Raw genomic sequence first — 16,462 nt, 5'->3', positions numbered from 1 at the left:
AAATGGAAAATATTAATTGGGGAATCATCGGTTGCGGAGATGTAACTGAAGTAAAAAGCGGCCCCGCCTTCAATAAAGTTCCGGGATCTTCCCTGGTGGCGGTGATGCGGAGAGACGCAGCTAAAGCCGAAGATTATGCAAGAAGGCACGGAGTTCCGAAATGGTATTCAAACGCGGAAGAGCTGATAAATGATCCCGAAGTGAATGCTATTTACGTAGCAACTCCACCACTTTATCACGAGGAATATACCTTGATGGCATTAAAAGCTGCTAAGCCGGTATATGTGGAAAAGCCAATGACAATGAACACCGCTTCGGCGGTAAGAATGGCAGAGGCAGAGAAAGAAAGCCAGACCAAATTAACAGTTGCTCATTACAGAAGAGGATTACCACTTTTTTTGAAGATCAAAGAGGCTGTTGAATCAGGATTGATTGGAGACGTGCGATTTGTCCACCTGCAAATGCTTCAGCCAGCCCAGTCTCAGATTATTACGCAGACGGAGGACAACTGGCGCGTCAATCCTGAAGTATCGGGCGGGGGCTTATTTCATGACCTTGCTCCTCACCAGCTGGACCTGATGCTCTACTTCTTTGGTAAGGTCAAAAGCTATTCAGGCTATTCAGGCAATCAAGCCGGCCTTTATCCTGCTGATGATATCGTTACTGGAAGTATGCTCTTTGAAAATGGCGTGATCTTCAATGGCACCTGGTGTTTCACAGTTCCGCCTGAGGAGACGAAAGACATAGTACAAATTGTAGGATCGGAAGGAAAAATCGAGTTTACTGTTTTCGGTGCAAATTATTTCATGTTGTACCGGGATGGCAAGGAAGAGAAGATTGAGTTCGAGATGCCGCAGCACATTCAACAGCCGATGATCCAATGGGTGGTGGAGTACTTTAAAGGTGAAAGAAGCAATCCATGTTCTGCTGAAGTTGGTGTTGAAGTGATGAAAATTATGGACAGCTTCTGTACCAGTAGATAAGTCTGAGTGATCGGATACCTCCCGATCCGATCACTTAATAATAGCTATCGGTTCTGCAGCCATTCAAAGAGGCGTAACACATCCTCCCGTTTAAAAAGCTCGGTCCCTGAATTCATCGTGGCTGCCGTCCCACATGCTACCCCCATCCAAACCATTTCCTGATAACTTCCTCCTTTGGCCAATATAGACACCATCCCCGCGACCATGCTGTCTCCAGCTCCCACAGTACTCAGTTTTTTAACCGTTGGGGCAGGTACGTGTTCTGTGAGATCCTTAGTTACCAGATAGGCCCCCTGAGCCCCGAGCGATACGACGATCACCTCGGTTTTTCCTTTTGTTATCAGCTCACGGGCAGCTTCATCGGCAGAATCATTATCCAGCGCTTCCTTTCCAATCAACTTCCCTAACTCGCCCAAGTTCGGTTTTAACAAATACACACCTTCTTCTACCATAGCCTGCAAAGCATCCCCGGAAGTATCCGCAACAACCTGAGCTCCCTTCGACTTCACCAACCGAACAATCTCTCGCAGAAACTGTGGTTCAATCCCTGGAGGCAAGCTTCCGCTTACTACCACAACGCCCGGAAAGGGTTGTAAACTTGCAATTGCATTTAGGATCCCCTCCTGCTCCAAAACTGATATCTCAGAACCAGGCATTCCAAATCGATACTGTTGGTTAGTTGCGGTCTCTACCACGATAAAATTTTCCCGTGTCTCGCCGCTCACCTCATAGGTCTCATTATCGATACTTTCCTTCGCCAGCAATTCGCGCAAAAGCGAGCCGGTCCGCCCCCCTGCCGGAAAGAAGGCAGTCGATGAGAGTCCCAATCTTTTCAATCCCCTCGACACGTTGATTCCTCCCCCACCTGGTTCAAACTTGGGTTGCTGACACCTTAGCTTCTTCTCGGGAGCCAGATGATCAATACTGGTACTTTTGTCTACTGTTGGGTTGAGGGTGATAGTGAGGATATTTTTCATGAATAACGCTTTTGTAAACTGAACAAGTAACGAATTGGCTCCTTGATTGTTGAAGCTTTAAAACAAAAAAGCCCCGCTCTCGCAGGGCATTATTTATATTTTATTTTTGAAAACCGCCGCAGCTTCAGTCGCCAGCTTCTGATCTCCCAGGTAACTCCACCTGATCGTTTTAACGTACTTTTTAAGCACTTCGTTCATCTCCTTGAGGGTCACTTTATTGATCCTTTCTGCTGCCTCGTCAGCAATTCTCCAATCACCTAACACCTCTGCATTTCCTAAAGCCGCCGCAATAGCCCCGCTGCTCTCTTCCTTCATGTAGTTATTGGTGATGAAGTTACTCTTCCCCGATTTAAGCTCTTCCTCAGTAAACCCATAGTCCCGCAAATCCTTCAACTCATTCAGCATTACTTCTACAGATGCTTTTGGATCTGTTGTACTTACATACATCACTGCATATGGCATCATACGTGTGGTAGTGTAAGCATAGGGAGCATAAGAAAGATTACGTTTAGTTCTGATTTCCCTAAACAATCTGGTGCTCAGATTAGATATCGCCAGACGGAAAGGGAGGTAATCACTGCTACTTACTGGCGGAGCATCAATGGTACCCGTGATATAATTAGTAGCTAGTTCTCTCGATTCTGATAATAGTTTTCCAGCTGTAGCAGGAGCCTTAAGACTTACCGGTTTAAAAGCCTTGCTAGGTAGGCTGGCGAACGAGGCCATGATTTTTTTTGTCAGATCTTCCTTAGAAATTTTCCCAACTACCACGATGAACATCCTGTTCTTGTTAAGCAGCGTGTTGTAATAGTAGTTTTTTGCAGCAGCGGCGTTAATGCCAGCCAGAGACGTTTCATTACCCTTTGGGTCTGTAGCGTAAGGAGTTCCGGTATATGCATTCTGCATCGCTAATTGTTCGATACGCTCATCCGGATCTGACTCGGACTGCTTGATTCCCGAAACCAGCTTTTCCTTCAGCATGCCTACTTCCCGCTCGTCGAACACCGGGTTTGCTACCGCCTCAGCAAACAGGTCCCAACCCTCATTAAAAAAACGAGATATACAAGTCATACTCACTGTACCAAAGTCATAACCAGAAGAGCCGCCGATGTCGATCCCATAAGCGTCGGCGCGATCTTTAAAAGCGCTGGCAGGATATTTTTTCGTTCCCGCTTCCGCTGTAGCAGCCAAAGCTAGGTTCTCAATACCAGCCTGTGTGGCAGGATAGTTAGCTACTCCGCCCCGGTAATACATATTTACATCAATCACCTCTTTTACAGTAGGCTTCAATATCACCTTTATCCCTGCAACATCGAAAGAAGTAGCCGGAGCCTGCGCAAAAACTCCTATTGAAATAAATAAGAAGAATATATTTAGGGTTATTCGTTTCATTCTATTGAGCTTTAAAATATAGTTCAGGTTTTAGTTGTTGTTTCGCTTCCGCACTAATCAGCATACCTGCAGCATATGGCTTGTTTTTAATATATTTCCTTACGTACTGTTTAAGATCGTCCCGATTCACCTTTCTCAGGTTTTCGATATAGGTCGTCAGATAATCAATTGAAGCGGAGGCCCACCAGAAAGAAATGGTGTGCGTAAATTCGGAGGTGATTTCTTCACTTTTCACCTGATAAATCTCTAATTGCCTTTTCGCCGTCTCGATCTGCTCGTCTGTAATGTAGGCATCCGTATCCCATAGGGCAACCTGACGGTTCACTTCTTCAATACATTCTTTTATCCTTGCGGGATTGGGAACTACAAAAAGGCTGATAGGCCCAGTATGCTTCTGGGTGAGATAACCGATGTTTACCTGCAAAGCTAAGCCAGCATCTACCAGTGATTTCGTAAGCTTGGAACCGTTTTGGTTAAGGATAAACGAAAACACATCAGCTGCATAAGTAGCGGGGATATCTGTCCTGGTGTCCGGACCGTGCCAGTTGTACATAATCAGGGGGACTTTCGACAAGTCTGATTCAACGATAAAATAGTCGTTTTTCTGCAACGGCTTAAACTCGGGAACGGGCCATCTTTTTGCAGGATCAAAGCCTGATGACTTCCAATCGCCAAAAATAGCTTCCACTTGCCGGAAGACGTCTTCGTGTTTCACGTCGCCCGCTATGGTCAACAACGAGTTATTAGGCCAGTAGTACTTATTTTTGATCGTGTCCATCTGGGCTGAAGTCGCATTGCGGATCACATCATGATTACCAATTGTATTCTTCCTGCTATACAAATCTCCCCAAAGGCGGCGATTCATCTCATCGTTTAAAGCAAAGTAGGGATTGGACTCATTCCGCTGAAACTCGCCATCCACTACAATATTCTCTTTAGCCATTTCTTCCTTGTCAAATTTAGGATAGCGAATGGCCGAATTCATAAATTTCAAACCTTCATTCAAGTTGAACTTCGGCAGAGTGAAATAGTAGTTAACCAGTTCGTAAGAAGTAGTGCCGTTAAACTGTATCCCCAACTCACTCACCCGATTCAAAAAATCCTCCTGACTAGGATAATCTCTGTTGGCTTTAAAAAACATGTGCTCGTACAAGTGGCTCAAGCCATTGTACTCGGGAGTTTCCGTATAGGCTCCATTTTTTACCGCCAATTCAATAGTCGCCAGAGGTACACTATTATCCTCAACCACGAAAATATCGAGTCCGTTGGGCAAGGTTTTATAGAACATATTGGAAGGGAGCCTGGAGGGGGAATTAGGCAGCTGAGCCTGCACAGAAAAGCCGATCAAACCGGCTATAAGCAGGCAATAAAACTTTTTTAACATAGAATAAAATTTGCTTTCAGTAAATATATCAGAAAAATCAAACATCCTTTAAAAAATCAAATTATACATACTACCGTATGAAATTAAGTGAAGACCTATTGAAGCTGTTAAGCAAAACTTACGAGCCCTCAACCATGATCAACTCGACTTTTAAAGGCTATGATCTAGCTTTCAAAACTAACGAGGAAGGGCTGCCGATATTACTCTTTATGGGTAAGATGACCGAGAAAGGAAGTGTGAAAGGAGAAAGGTATGCCCGCACCTTAAAAAAGGATCGTGATGGAAATACCATTAAAGATCATTGGGAACTAAAAGGAAAAGCCAGTTAAACCATAAAGCAAACATGCCATCAAGATCTGTAATCGCCTGTGCACACAATCTCTTAGCCAAAAACCTTACCATCGCCTTCGCAGAAAGCGCCTCTACTGGTAAGTTGGTGTATGATTTCACCTCAGTTCCAAATTGCGGGACAGTTGTAAAAGGCAGCATTGTCTGTTACGACCGCTCGGTTAAAGAACAGTTATTGGGAATTCCAGGGGAGATTATTGATAAATATACTGCAGAGTCGGCGGAGGTAACGAGCCTCCTTGCTCAGGCAACCAAGAAACTAATTCCAGCTGATGTGGTTGTAGCTGTTACAGGATTAGCATCTGAAGGAGGAAGTGAAAGTGAGGAAAAACCGGTAGGAACAATGTTTGTTCACGGCATCATTAAAGATGAAGAGTGGAAAGCTCAGTTCCTGTTTGATGGCACGCCCGACGAGATTGTAGCTCAGACAATAGACGCGATCGCTACTGTCCTTCTGGAAAAAATAAGCAATATACCCTAACCCCTTCTGGGAGTTAAGATATATTGCGAAAGAGCAATCGAATAAAAATTAGCTCTTTTTTGCCTTTTTATTTCTTGTAGAAATCTTCTTCTTGTTGGCGTCAAAAACGATGCTTTCAACTCCGAACCAGCCACCATGCGCCGCATACCTTGCTTCCGGCTGATCGCGAGTGATTTCAGCTGGTGTAAATTTCATCAATGTCTCTTCTAAAGCGGGAACGAAGTTTCTCATAGTATTAGTTTTTTAGTTATCAAAACATCTTCGTTATTCCAAAAGTTATACCAGAAACATATCAACCTTGAAAGCAATACAAGATTTAACTGTTCTGATAACAGGGGCAACTGATGGATTAGGTAAAGATCTGGCACTCAGGTTCGCTAAGGAGGGATCTATGGTACTTTTACATGGACGAAACCCTGAAAAAGGCCAGGCTGTCTTGGAAGAAATCATTCAAAAAACTGGAAACAAAAATTTAAGATATTTTAACGCCGATTTCGCTTCACTTCAAAGTGTACGGGATTTAGGAGGCGAACTTAAAAAACAGTATCAAAACTTAGACATACTGATCAATAATGCGGGCATTGGCAGCACAAAGATGAACGTAAGAGAATTAAGCACAGACGGTTATGAATTAACTTTATGTGTAAACTATCTTGCCCCTTTCCTCCTTACCCACCTTCTCCTGCCCATGCTACATCACCGGGACACTTCGAAAATTATAAATATAGCTTCAGGTTCCCAACAGGAGCTCAACTTCGATGATCTGATGCTGGACCACAATTACTCTGGTCGAAAAGCTTATGCCCAAAGCAAACTCGCCCTTATTTTATTCACGTTTACCCTTGCTGGCCAGTCGAAGGACAGCACCCTTCGGGTTAATGCAATCCACCCAGAAACCCGGATGAACACCAAAATGGTCCTGGATTATTATGGATCGGCTGAAAGTACTATTGAAGCGGGGACAGAGAACGTTTGGTATGTTGCTACTTCCACCGAAGTAGAAAACCTCACTGGCGTCTACTTCAATAAGGCAACTCCAGCCAAAGCCGACCCACAAGCGTATGACCCGATTGCAAGGGATAAGCTATACCGTTTAAGCAAGGATCTCGTTAAAATCTAGCTTTCGGCTTTTATAGCCAGAACGCCGAAGCGGTTCAGAAAGTCCACCCCCTCGTCTGACGCAAGCCCTTTATATTCCGCGTAGGAGTTTTTGAAGATCACCTTTTTTATTCCCGACGAGTAGATAAGACGGGCGCAGGGCAGGCAAGGTGATAAAGTTACGTATAAGGTAGAGCCTTCAAGCGCAGCACCGTTTTTCACGGCATAAAGAATGGCGTTTTCCTCCGCATGAAGCGCTAACGAACAGCTTCCCCGAGCGTCACGGGGACAACCGCTTTCCGGCCATTCCTCATCGCAGTTATGAGTGCCCGCAGGAGGACCATTATAGCCAATAGAAATTATCCGTGTATCTTTTGTGAGAACGGCGCCTACCTGAGCCTTCACGCAATGCGAGCGCCTGGCGAGGTCGGAAGCCAGGTTCATAAAAATATTCTCGAAGCTCGGTTTACTATTGTTCATTCTAAAAATCGATCGCAAAGGTAATTTAATTCCGGTTCACACCAGCTTTGTGACCACTGATCGAATAGTATAAAATATAGAGATAACAAGGAGCCATGATTAAAAAAAATACCCACTGAAAATCAAACTGCTCTTTTAGATAGCCAAATAGCAGAGGAACAATGGCGCCGCCGGCGATACCCATAATCAGGAAGGCTGATCCCATTTCGGTAAACCGCCCCAAACCCCGAATAGCCATTGGAAAGATGGCAGGCCACATTAAGGCATTGGCCAATCCCAGGGCAGCGACAAAACCAACCGAAACATAACCGGACGTTAAGAGCGCCCCGGCCGAAAACACTACTCCCAAGACGGCTGATATCAAAAGACTTTTCTCCTGGCTGATATACTTCGGAATTGCTATGATACCTGCTACATAGCCAACAAGCATCGCTCCAAGGGTAAAAGAGGTAAAATACTTAGTCTCATCTAAGGGAATGCCGAAGCTTTTACCGTACACTCCAATCGCATCGCCCGCCATCACCTCCACTCCCACGTACAAGAACAGACATAGCACTCCAAGCAAAAGATGGGGAAACTGAAGGGCACTAGTCCGCCCGGCAGCAAGAGATGCTCCTTCCGGCTGAGCATTAGCTGTTTGTGCATCAATCTCCGGAAGAGAAGATCTTCGCACCCAGATAGCCAGAAGAACCAAAACAACTGCCATTACTATATAGGGCAGAATCACTCTCCCAGCCAGCTCATCTAACAGTTGATCCTTCGTCACCGCACTTGTTGCGGCAGTTATGCGCTGCTCAAGTTCGGTAGCATCAGCCAGGACAATTGCGCCTAAGATGATCGGGCTAAGAATACCTGCTACTTTATTACAGATGCCCATAATACTTATTCTTTGGGCCGCACTTTCAATGGGCCCCACAATGCTGATGTACGGATTGGAGGCTGTCTGAAGGATAGATAAGCCGGCGCCCTGTACGAATAAGCCTGTAAGAAAAAGACCAAAGCTGCGGGAATTAGCGGCTGGGATAAAAATCAGAGCGCCTAAAGCCATCACAAGTAATCCCAGTCCCATACCATTTTTCAAGCCCGTAAGTTTAAGAATAGCTGATGAGGGAATCGCCAGAAAGAAATAGGCCATATAAAAAGCAAAGGTCACAAAGAATGCCTGTGCGTCGCTATTTAAATTGCATGCCAACTTTAGAAAGGGAATTAAGGTACCATTTAACCAGGTTACAAACCCGAAAATAAAAAATAGGATCCCGATGATAATGATAGGATTTGAACCTCCTTTATTGTCTGACATAATGTTTCTTTAGATAGCCAAGATAATTAATAAGCTTTAATTGTAGAACAAAAGCATCCGGTTCAAGTTGATTTTAAACCATACTTTAAAAGGCGGACGACCGTTTAAAGTCAGTTACAGACTTATAAGGGAATAAAGATACACTAAGATATTGCTTCAAAATTTGCATATTCGCGTTATTTGAACGAGCCACTTTATGCTTGAATCGATTATATCTGGAATTGGACTTGGGATAGTGCTATCGTTTGCAACAGGGCCAGTATTCTTTGCACTGCTTAAAACCAGTATCGAAAAAGGCTTCCATGCAGGGATGTGGTTGGCTGCAGGAGTTGTTCTTAGCGACGTAGTATATGTTGGACTGGCCATTTACGGTTCGTCCTTCATCAAATTTGAGAATCAATATCGCCTGCCGATAGGCATTGTTGGAAGTGCCGTATTGCTTGGAATTGGCTGTTTTTACTTATTCAAAGAGGTCAAGATCAACTACCAGAATTCCACCTCCAAGAAAAGAAACACCGGATATTTTCTGAAAGGTTTTCTGATGTGCGTATTCAACCCCTCGTTATTTCTTTATTGGGTAAGCGTTACCAGCAGTATTATTTCAGTAAGAGGGCAGCTCGCTCCTAAAGAAACGGCACTATTTTTCGGCTTCATCCTCGTGACGCAATTTAGTATGGACACATTAAAAGCCTACTACGCTAACAAGTTCAGGTATCGCATCAAGGAACAGACTATTATACTCCTCAACAGGGTAGCCGGAACGCTGATCGTCATTTTTGCGCTGAAGCTGATTTACAACCTGTTTTTCCCCAATAGCACCATATTATAAAAAAGCGGCTGAGAGATTGATCCTGTATCAATCCTTCAGCCGCTCGTTTTTCTTTAGCAACTAAAACTATACGTAAGCCCGTTGATTTTTACCTTCTACCCAGTTCATAAATGCCCGGTTAACTACCTTATTTCCTCCTGGTGTTGGATAATTTCCGGAGAAATACCAGTCGCCATGATGATCCGGACAAGCGATATGTAGATTGTCGAGCGTTTGATAAATCACTTCAACTTCTGCATTTATGCCTTTAGGCGATATGATTTCAGTGATCTTCGCTGAAATTTCGTCGTCAGTGAAAGGAGCGTAAATGGCTTTGATATAGTTCTCCACTTCCTCCTTTTCCATGGTCATGGAAGCCTTACACTTCTCGTAGGTCTCCCAGATGATATGCTCACGTCCCGATTCTTTTAAAAGCCTGATCGCAGCTTCAAAAGCGACAAACTCACCCATCCTGGACATATCAATACCATAACAATCCGGATACCTGATTTGTGGTGCTGATGAAACAATTACAATCTTTTTCGGTCCCAAACGATCGAGGATCTTTAGGATACTTTGCTTCAGGGTTGTTCCGCGAACGATAGAGTCGTCGATAAGTACCAGATTATCCTGCCCTGCCTTAACTAGTCCGTAAGTCGTATCATACACGTGAGAAACCATGTCCTGCCGGTCGGCATCCTGGGTGATGAAAGTACGAAGCTTAACGTCCTTGATCGCAATCTTCTCTACTCTTGGCGCCATGCTCAACATTTCGTCCAGCTCCTGATCAGAAATCTTATCTGCTCTATTTAGCAGGGTGTCTTTCTGCACTTGCTTGATATACTTATGGAGCCCTTCCACCATTCCAAAAAACGCTACTTCTGCAGTGTTCGGAATGAATGAGAATACGGTATTTTTTAGATCGTGGTTTACTGAATTAAGTATTTGCGGACAAAGCAAGCGACCAAGTTGCTTTCTCTCCCGGTAGATAGCAGCATCGCTTCCGCGTGAGAAATAAATCCGTTCGAAGGAACACGATTTCTGCTCATATGGCTCGCGGAATTGCTCTTCGGTAATCTGTCCGTTCTTCTTGATGATTAAAGCATGACCCGGCTTGATCTCCTTTACAGCACTGAATGGAACATTAAAAGCCGTTTGAATGGCAGGTCTTTCAGAAGTTACTACAGCAACTTCATCATCTACATAGTAGAATGCGGGTCTGATCCCTGAAGGATCTCTCATAACAAAGGCATCACCATGACCGAAGATACCCTCAATGGTATAACCTCCATCCCAGGTCTTCGCCGAGCGCCTAAGAATGTTTGCAACGTCGAGGTTGTCCGCAATTAGCCTGCTAATTTCTACGTTACTATGCCCTTGCTGCTTAAACTTATCGAACAGCACTTGATTTTCGTCATCCAGGAAATGACCAATTTTTTCAAGAACCGTTACTGTGTCTGCCTTTTCTTTCGGATGCTGCCCCAATTCATACAACTGCTCCAGCAGTTCATCCACATTCGTCATGTTGAAGTTCCCTGCAATAACAAGGTTCCGCGACATCCAGTTATTTTGACGAAGGAAGGGGTGGCAGTTTTCAATGCTGTTTTTCCCATGGGTACCATAACGGAGATGGCCCATCAAAACTTCGCCGGTGAAACTAATATTTTCTTTTAGCCAATCTGCGTCCTGAAGAAGATCAGAAGGAATATCTGCAAACTTTTTCTGAACATGTTCAAATACCTCCGCCACTGCACTTGAGCCCATCGCCCTATACCTGCTGATGTACCTGTTTCCCGGCGCTACGTCAAATTTGATTGTAGCTATACCTGCACCATCCTGTCCTCTATTATGCTGCTTCTCCATCAACAAATACAGTTTATTTAAACCGTAAAGTGATGTCCCGTATTTTTGCTGATAATAAGAGAGGGGTTTTAAGAGACGAATGAGGGCTATACCGCACTCATGTTTTATCGATTCACTCATGATCTGTTATGAGTATGCAAAATTAAGATTAAAACTAAAATTTGTTACAACATTGAACGGAAAAAATTTCAGGCAAGTACGTCTGGGAATACCCCAAGCAGTACAAGCAGGAAACTTAGCAATGCAATGACATAGGTGAGGAAAGCTGGCTTTACAGTTAGCTCCCTTTCTCCTTCGGCCTTCCGGAGGTAGGCATTGAGTGGGATCTTTAAATAATAGAACAGCGAAACAACCGTGGTAACTGCGCCAGTGACCAGCAATAGCAAAAAGAAAACAGACTTAGTTGCAGCATATTGTTCAAAAGCGGAAGAAAACACCAACAGCTTCGCTACGAATCCGACTGTCGGCGGTAGTCCTGTTAGAGAAATCAACACAATTACAAAGCACGCCATTTCCAGTTTAAAAAATCTCCCAAGTCCTTTGTAAGCGCTTGCTGTCTCCGCTCCCGATTCAGTCTCTATCCGGTCGGCAAGCATAAATGCCGCCATATTCATAATTACGTAGACAGCGAAATAGAAAATCAACGAACTGAAGCCGGCCTGTGAAAAAGCAACCAGGGCCATCATAGCAAAACCGGTATGTCCGATGGAGGAATAAGCAAGCATCCGCTTGATATTATTTTGCCAAATAGCAGCAAAGTTCCCGACGATCATCGTGATGATGGCAACTACACAAAGAATCGTATCAAAGTCGAATACCACACGGCCGGAAACGGAAGCAAATGAATAGAAAGGACCCAAAAAGCGGATGAGGATGGCAAAGCCAGCCACTTTAGGTGCAGTAGAAAGAAAGGCAGTAACAGGTGTCGGCGCTCCCTCATACACATCCGGACTCCAAAAATGCAAGGGAACGAAAGACAGTTTGAAGCCGATTCCCACCATTGTTAATATCACTGCCAGGGTCACTGATGAGTCAGGCAGTGCACTAAGACCGGGCAAAAAGCTTTCGTCTGTGATGTTTATCGTTCCGGTAAAGCCGTAAAGCAGGGACATGCCGTAAAGCATAACAGCCGAGCAGACAGAGCCAAACAAAGCATACTTCATGGCCGCTTCCGTTTGCTTGTTCGCTCCTGAAACATAGCCTACCATCAGGTAAGAAGCGATAGATACCATCTCAACGGAAACATAAATCATTAGCAAGCTGCTAGCCATCGCCATCAGGTTTAACCCTAACAGCACCGCTGGTAATAACAGATAAAGGTCGCCGACTCCCTTCTTGTGCTCCATCAATGTTCTGTTGCTTCGGATAAACAGAGAAAAAAGCAGGGTTGCAGCTACAAAGATCAGCTTAAAGCGTACGGCAAGCGGATCTAGTACGATATGCTCATGAAACAAGGGAACTCCCTGATCAAGGAAAGAAAGTTGACCGAAACTCAGGATACCGGACAAGATAATACCCGCAAGACAGAGCCAAAAGGTAAGGCTCGATTTCCTGCCCGGTAAGAATAAGTCGGCCAGAATTACGATAACAAAAGTAGCAACGAGGGCTATTTCAGGCACAAAAAGTGGCAGGCCGGATATGGCTCCGTACACTAATTCCGAGAGATATGGAATGTATTCGTTCAAACCTTAAATTGAATTTACAAGTCTTATCAATTCCAGAACCGATGCATTCATCTTGTCGAACGCCAGCGATGGAAGTATTCCCAACAGCAATGCCATAGCTGCTAAGATCGTTAAGGCCAAAGTTTCCCGACCGTTTATATCGGTAAGTTTAAGCTTCCAGTCCTCTCCTCCCATCAGCCGGGTTTGTCCAAAAAACATCCGCTGAAGTGTCCACAACAAATAGGAAGCGCCCAACAAGATACCCAAAGAACCAGCTACAGCCATCCAACGGGGGATCAATCCATTTATACTCTCTGAGTTAAATGCTCCAATAAGACTAAAAGCTTCCGCGATAAAAGCGGAGAAGCCGGGTAAGCCCAGGGAGGCAAAGAAAGCAATCATCACGAAAGTGGTATACTTCGGCATGATGAGTGCTAAGCCACGAAAGCTTGGGATCTCGCGGTTATGAACCCGGTTGTAGACAATACCGACGATAAAGAACAACATGGAGGATAAAAATCCGTGGCTGATCATCTGCATCATGGCGCCATTAATCCCTTCTGAAGTAACCGAGGCTATCCCTAAAAGAACAAAACCCATATGCGACACGGAAGAATAAGCGATTAAGCGTTTCAGATCCTTCTGTGCAAGTGCATTCAGAGCCCCGTACAGAATAGAAACGACTCCGATTAATCCAAGCCACCAGGTTGATGCAATCGCGGCATCAGGGAAAATGCTTACGCAGATGCGCAGGATTCCGTAGCCTCCAATCTTTAAGAGTATCCCCGCGAGAATGATAGACACTGGAGTGGGAGCTTCTACGTGGGCATCCGGCAGCCAGGTATGCAAGGGCACTATCGGCACTTTGATCGCGAAAGCAACAAACAGCACAATAAAAGCGAGCAGGCGCGCTCCAATTCCGAACAACTCCTGATTTGCTGCTAAGTTGAATATGGAACCATCTACATAATTTGCAGGGTTCATCATATGCACCATATTGAAGGTATGATTTCCTGTAACCGGATCAACCACCGAAAAGTAAAGACCGATAATTACCAGCAACATGAACACCGACCCAAACAGCGTATACAGAAAGAACTTGATAGCCGCATATTCCCGCCGCACTCCGCCCCACATCCCGATAAGGAAATAAAGCGGAAGGAGCATCAATTCGTAGAATATGTAAAACAGGAAGAAGTCGAGTGCTGAGAACACGCCCATTACAGCGGTATCTAACAGTAGCAACAGCGCAAAGTATCCCTTCAGGTTGCTCTTTATTTCCCAGGAGGAGAGTATCGCAACCAGCATTACCAGTGAAGTAAGCACCAGGAAGGGCATGGACAAGCCATCAATTCCTAGAAAATAATCGATTTGCAGCTGTCCGAGTGAACCCAGATCCAAACGTATCCACGACAGTTTTTCTACGAGCTGATACTTGCTTTCTTCATCAATACCGGAAAACGCATTACCATTATAGTTTATATAGATGTAAGCACTCAACAGCATTTGAACAATCACCGCTGCTAAAGCCACATACTTATAACGCTGTTGAAACGAAGCAGGAAGTACAAGGATCACAAGACCTGCAAGCAAGGGAAGAAATATCAACAGAGAAAGTATACTCATATAGCCAGGCTAAAATATTTAATCATAAAAAATGTCAAAACAACAAGAAGCATCCAAACTAAATAGTATTGTAAGCGCCCTGATTGAAAATTTCTGGAAAAGTTACCGATAGCTTTCGCCAGCAGACCTGCTCCATTTACCAGACCGTCTACTATATAGCGATCGACCCAATGTGAAATCACCGACAATACAAGTCCAACCTTCCCTAATAAATTTACCAGGCCATCGACTATTCTTTTATCAAACAGGAACGAAGATCTGGCCAAAGAGGTGGTGCCACCGACAAAGGTCCGGAAGTATAACTTATCGAAGAACCATTGGCCCTCGGAAAAGCGATAGAGTGGATTTCCTGAAAAGTCGGGTGCTTTTTCCCGTCGGACATACCAAAAATAGGCGAGCGAAATAACCAAAAGAGCAATAACGTTTACCACGATGGGAATAAGTGTATGAAAAATACTGGCGGTATGTTCTGCCCGAGGGCTACTTTTCATTCCTTCCATCAACCAGGCGCTATCGTAATTAAGCGGATCGAGAGAAAAAAATGGAAAAAGACAGAACAGGGCAAGTATCACCAGCACGTTTTTCATTGCTGCCGGTGCCTCATGAAGCGAAACAGCTGCTGTATTGTAACCTGGCACTCTTAATTCCCCGAAGAACACTTTAAATATCAAGCGGGAAATATAAAAAGCCGTCAGCCACGACGTTAGCAGTGCCGAATAAGGAATTAACCTGACCAGTCCTCCTTTCCCTTCTGCCCAATCAAAAGCCTGAATTAATATTGCATCTTTTGAAAGATACCCGGAGGTGAACGGGATGCCGATCAAAGCTAAAGAAGCCAACGTCATAGTGATGAAGGTGATGGGCATATACTTCTTCAGTCCGCCCATGTTCCTAATGTCCTGATGGTCGAAGTCTAAACCTTTATGATCCTTCAGATGGTGCATTTCGTGAATAACTGCACCCGCGGCGAGGAAAAGCAAACATTTAAAAAACGCATGAGTCACCAGGTGAAACAAGCCCGAGTTAAAGCCTCCAACTCCCATAGCCAGCATCATAAATCCCAGTTGAGAGATAGTTGAATAGGCTAAGATCCGCTTAATATCATTTTGCGTGAGCGCTATTGTGGCAGCCATGAAAGCGGTAAAAGCACCAATTGAAGCAATTACGAACAGTACCGTTTCATCAAATAGCGGATAGATTCTTCCGAGCAGGAACACGCCGGCTGCAACCATGGTGGCAGCATGGATCAGTGAAGACACAGAGGTAGGTCCTTCCATCGCATCTGGTAACCAGGTATGCAGCGGAAACTGCGCAGACTTGGCTGTTGCACCAAAGAAGAAAGCCAGTCCTGCCAGCGTCAGCCAGATTGCCGGCATTTGTTGAGTACCAAAAGTCCAGTAGTCGCCTGACAGAATGGTTTGTGCAACCAGGCCGTTCGGTGCAAAAAGCTCGGTTATATCAAGTGTTTGAAACTGCGTAAACAGGATCATGATCCCGGTAAGGAAGCCGAGGTCGCCCAGGCGATTCATAATGAATGCCTTTTTGTTTGCCCTTACGGCAGATTCGCGGGTAAACCAGAAGCCAATGAGCAGGTAAGAGGAAAAGCCGACCAGCTCCCAGAACATATAAATAAGTAAGAGGTTGTCTGCAATCACCAATCCAAACATGGAGAAACAAAACAAGCCCAGGTATGCCCAATATCTGAATAAGTAAGAATCGCCTTTCATGTACCTGGTAGAATAGATATGTACCAGTGTCGCAATCAATGAGACGAGCAGCATCATCATTACCGAAAGGTTGTTTAAAAGAATCCCCACCCGAAAAGTCGTGTTCCCTATGGTAAACCAATCAACCTGCTGGTGCAGGGGATCCTGATTCCAAATAGAAAAGAAAAGGATAAGAGAGGAAACGAAGCTAACTGCAATATTAAAAATAGAAAAAGCGCCGCCTCTGTCAGGTCTGCCGGTAAAAAGTAAGATTCCGCAAAACGAAAGTAGCGGCATCAGCGCAGCTACCAGGGCTAGTAAACTTAAATTTCCAGTTATAAAGGTCTCCAAT

15 protein-coding genes are annotated in these 16,462 nt (G+C 44.6%); 5 read left to right on the top strand and 10 right to left on the bottom strand.

The genetic code is table 11. The features are described from left to right. Nucleotides 1–2 precede the first annotated feature (2 nt). On the top strand, nt 3–983 hold the full coding sequence (locus tag J4N23_RS10735) for a Gfo/Idh/MocA family protein (RefSeq protein WP_207427183.1): 981 nt from the start codon (nt 3–5) through the stop codon (nt 981–983). A 44-nt stretch (nt 984–1,027) separates the two neighbouring features. Here J4N23_RS10735 and J4N23_RS10730 read toward each other — a convergent pair whose 3' ends face one another. The 3 genes from J4N23_RS10730 to J4N23_RS10720 all read right to left on the bottom strand — a co-directional run bounded on the left by J4N23_RS10730 (nt 1,028) and on the right by J4N23_RS10720 (nt 4,736). Continuing rightward, a complete protein-coding gene (locus tag J4N23_RS10730) occupies nt 1,028–1,960 on the bottom strand; it encodes a 1-phosphofructokinase family hexose kinase (protein WP_207427182.1) in 933 nt (310 codons plus the stop codon). A gap of 93 nt (nt 1,961–2,053) precedes the next feature. Then, nucleotides 2,054–3,352, bottom strand: coding sequence for a pitrilysin family protein (locus tag J4N23_RS10725; protein ID WP_207427181.1), 1,299 nt, complete (start codon nt 3,350–3,352; stop codon nt 2,054–2,056). A gap of 1 nt (nt 3,353) precedes the next feature. After that, a complete protein-coding gene (locus tag J4N23_RS10720) occupies nt 3,354–4,736 on the bottom strand; it encodes a pitrilysin family protein (RefSeq protein ID WP_207427180.1) in 1,383 nt (460 codons plus the stop codon). A 77-nt stretch (nt 4,737–4,813) separates the two neighbouring features. Between J4N23_RS10720 and J4N23_RS10715 the strand changes: the two genes are divergently transcribed. Next, nucleotides 4,814–5,065: a hypothetical protein gene (locus J4N23_RS10715; RefSeq protein WP_207427179.1), complete on the top strand. Its 252-nt coding sequence runs from the start codon at nt 4,814–4,816 to the stop codon at nt 5,063–5,065. Nucleotides 5,066–5,079: 14 nt separating this feature from the next. Beyond that, nucleotides 5,080–5,565, top strand: a complete 486-nt coding sequence (locus J4N23_RS10710) for a CinA family protein (RefSeq protein ID WP_207427178.1) — start codon at nt 5,080–5,082, stop codon at nt 5,563–5,565. A 48-nt stretch (nt 5,566–5,613) separates the two neighbouring features. On the opposite strand, the gene J4N23_RS10705 is transcribed toward J4N23_RS10710, so the two are convergent. Next, nucleotides 5,614–5,796 (bottom strand): hypothetical protein, encoded by a 183-nt coding sequence (locus J4N23_RS10705; RefSeq protein WP_207427177.1) that lies wholly within the window; start codon nt 5,794–5,796, stop codon nt 5,614–5,616. A 67-nt stretch (nt 5,797–5,863) separates the two neighbouring features. On the opposite strand from J4N23_RS10705, the gene J4N23_RS10700 reads away from it, so the two are divergent. After that, nucleotides 5,864–6,685, top strand: a complete 822-nt coding sequence (locus J4N23_RS10700; RefSeq protein ID WP_207427175.1) for an SDR family NAD(P)-dependent oxidoreductase — start codon at nt 5,864–5,866, stop codon at nt 6,683–6,685. Here the strand turns inward: J4N23_RS10700 and J4N23_RS10695 are convergent. Continuing rightward, nucleotides 6,682–7,143, bottom strand: a complete 462-nt coding sequence (locus tag J4N23_RS10695; protein ID WP_242689189.1) for a dCMP deaminase family protein — start codon at nt 7,141–7,143, stop codon at nt 6,682–6,684. The genes J4N23_RS10700 and J4N23_RS10695 overlap by 4 nt on opposite strands. Nucleotides 7,144–7,168: 25 nt before the next feature. Then, nucleotides 7,169–8,443, bottom strand: a complete 1,275-nt coding sequence (locus tag J4N23_RS10690) for a sugar MFS transporter (protein WP_207427173.1) — start codon at nt 8,441–8,443, stop codon at nt 7,169–7,171. A 196-nt stretch (nt 8,444–8,639) separates the two neighbouring features. Between J4N23_RS10690 and J4N23_RS10685 the strand changes: the two genes are divergently transcribed. Then, a complete protein-coding gene (locus J4N23_RS10685) occupies nt 8,640–9,272 on the top strand; it encodes a LysE family translocator (protein WP_207427172.1) in 633 nt (210 codons plus the stop codon). A 66-nt stretch (nt 9,273–9,338) separates the two neighbouring features. Here the strand turns inward: J4N23_RS10685 and J4N23_RS10680 are convergent, their stop codons facing one another. The 4 genes from J4N23_RS10680 to nuoL form a co-directional block, all read right to left on the bottom strand. Next, a complete protein-coding gene (locus J4N23_RS10680; RefSeq protein WP_207427171.1) occupies nt 9,339–11,234 on the bottom strand; it encodes a class II glutamine amidotransferase in 1,896 nt (631 codons plus the stop codon). A gap of 68 nt (nt 11,235–11,302) precedes the next feature. Continuing rightward, a complete protein-coding gene (locus J4N23_RS10675) occupies nt 11,303–12,799 on the bottom strand; it encodes an NADH-quinone oxidoreductase subunit N (RefSeq protein WP_207427170.1) in 1,497 nt (498 codons plus the stop codon). A gap of 3 nt (nt 12,800–12,802) precedes the next feature. Then, nucleotides 12,803–14,404, bottom strand: a complete 1,602-nt coding sequence (locus tag J4N23_RS10670; RefSeq protein WP_207427169.1) for a NuoM family protein — start codon at nt 14,402–14,404, stop codon at nt 12,803–12,805. Beyond that, complete coding sequence (gene nuoL / locus J4N23_RS10665; protein WP_242689188.1) at nt 14,401–16,461, bottom strand: NADH-quinone oxidoreductase subunit L; 2,061 nt, start codon at nt 16,459–16,461, stop codon at nt 14,401–14,403. Before nuoL ends, J4N23_RS10670 begins: the two co-directional genes overlap by 4 nt. Nucleotide 16,462: the final 1 nt, after the last annotated feature.

The organism is Pedobacter sp. SYSU D00535 (genome assembly GCF_017355855.1).
Lineage (GTDB): Bacteria > Bacteroidota > Bacteroidia > Sphingobacteriales > Sphingobacteriaceae > Desertivirga.
The sequence above is the reverse complement of the archived record's forward strand: the minus strand, read 5'-3'. Positions and strand labels throughout refer to the sequence as shown.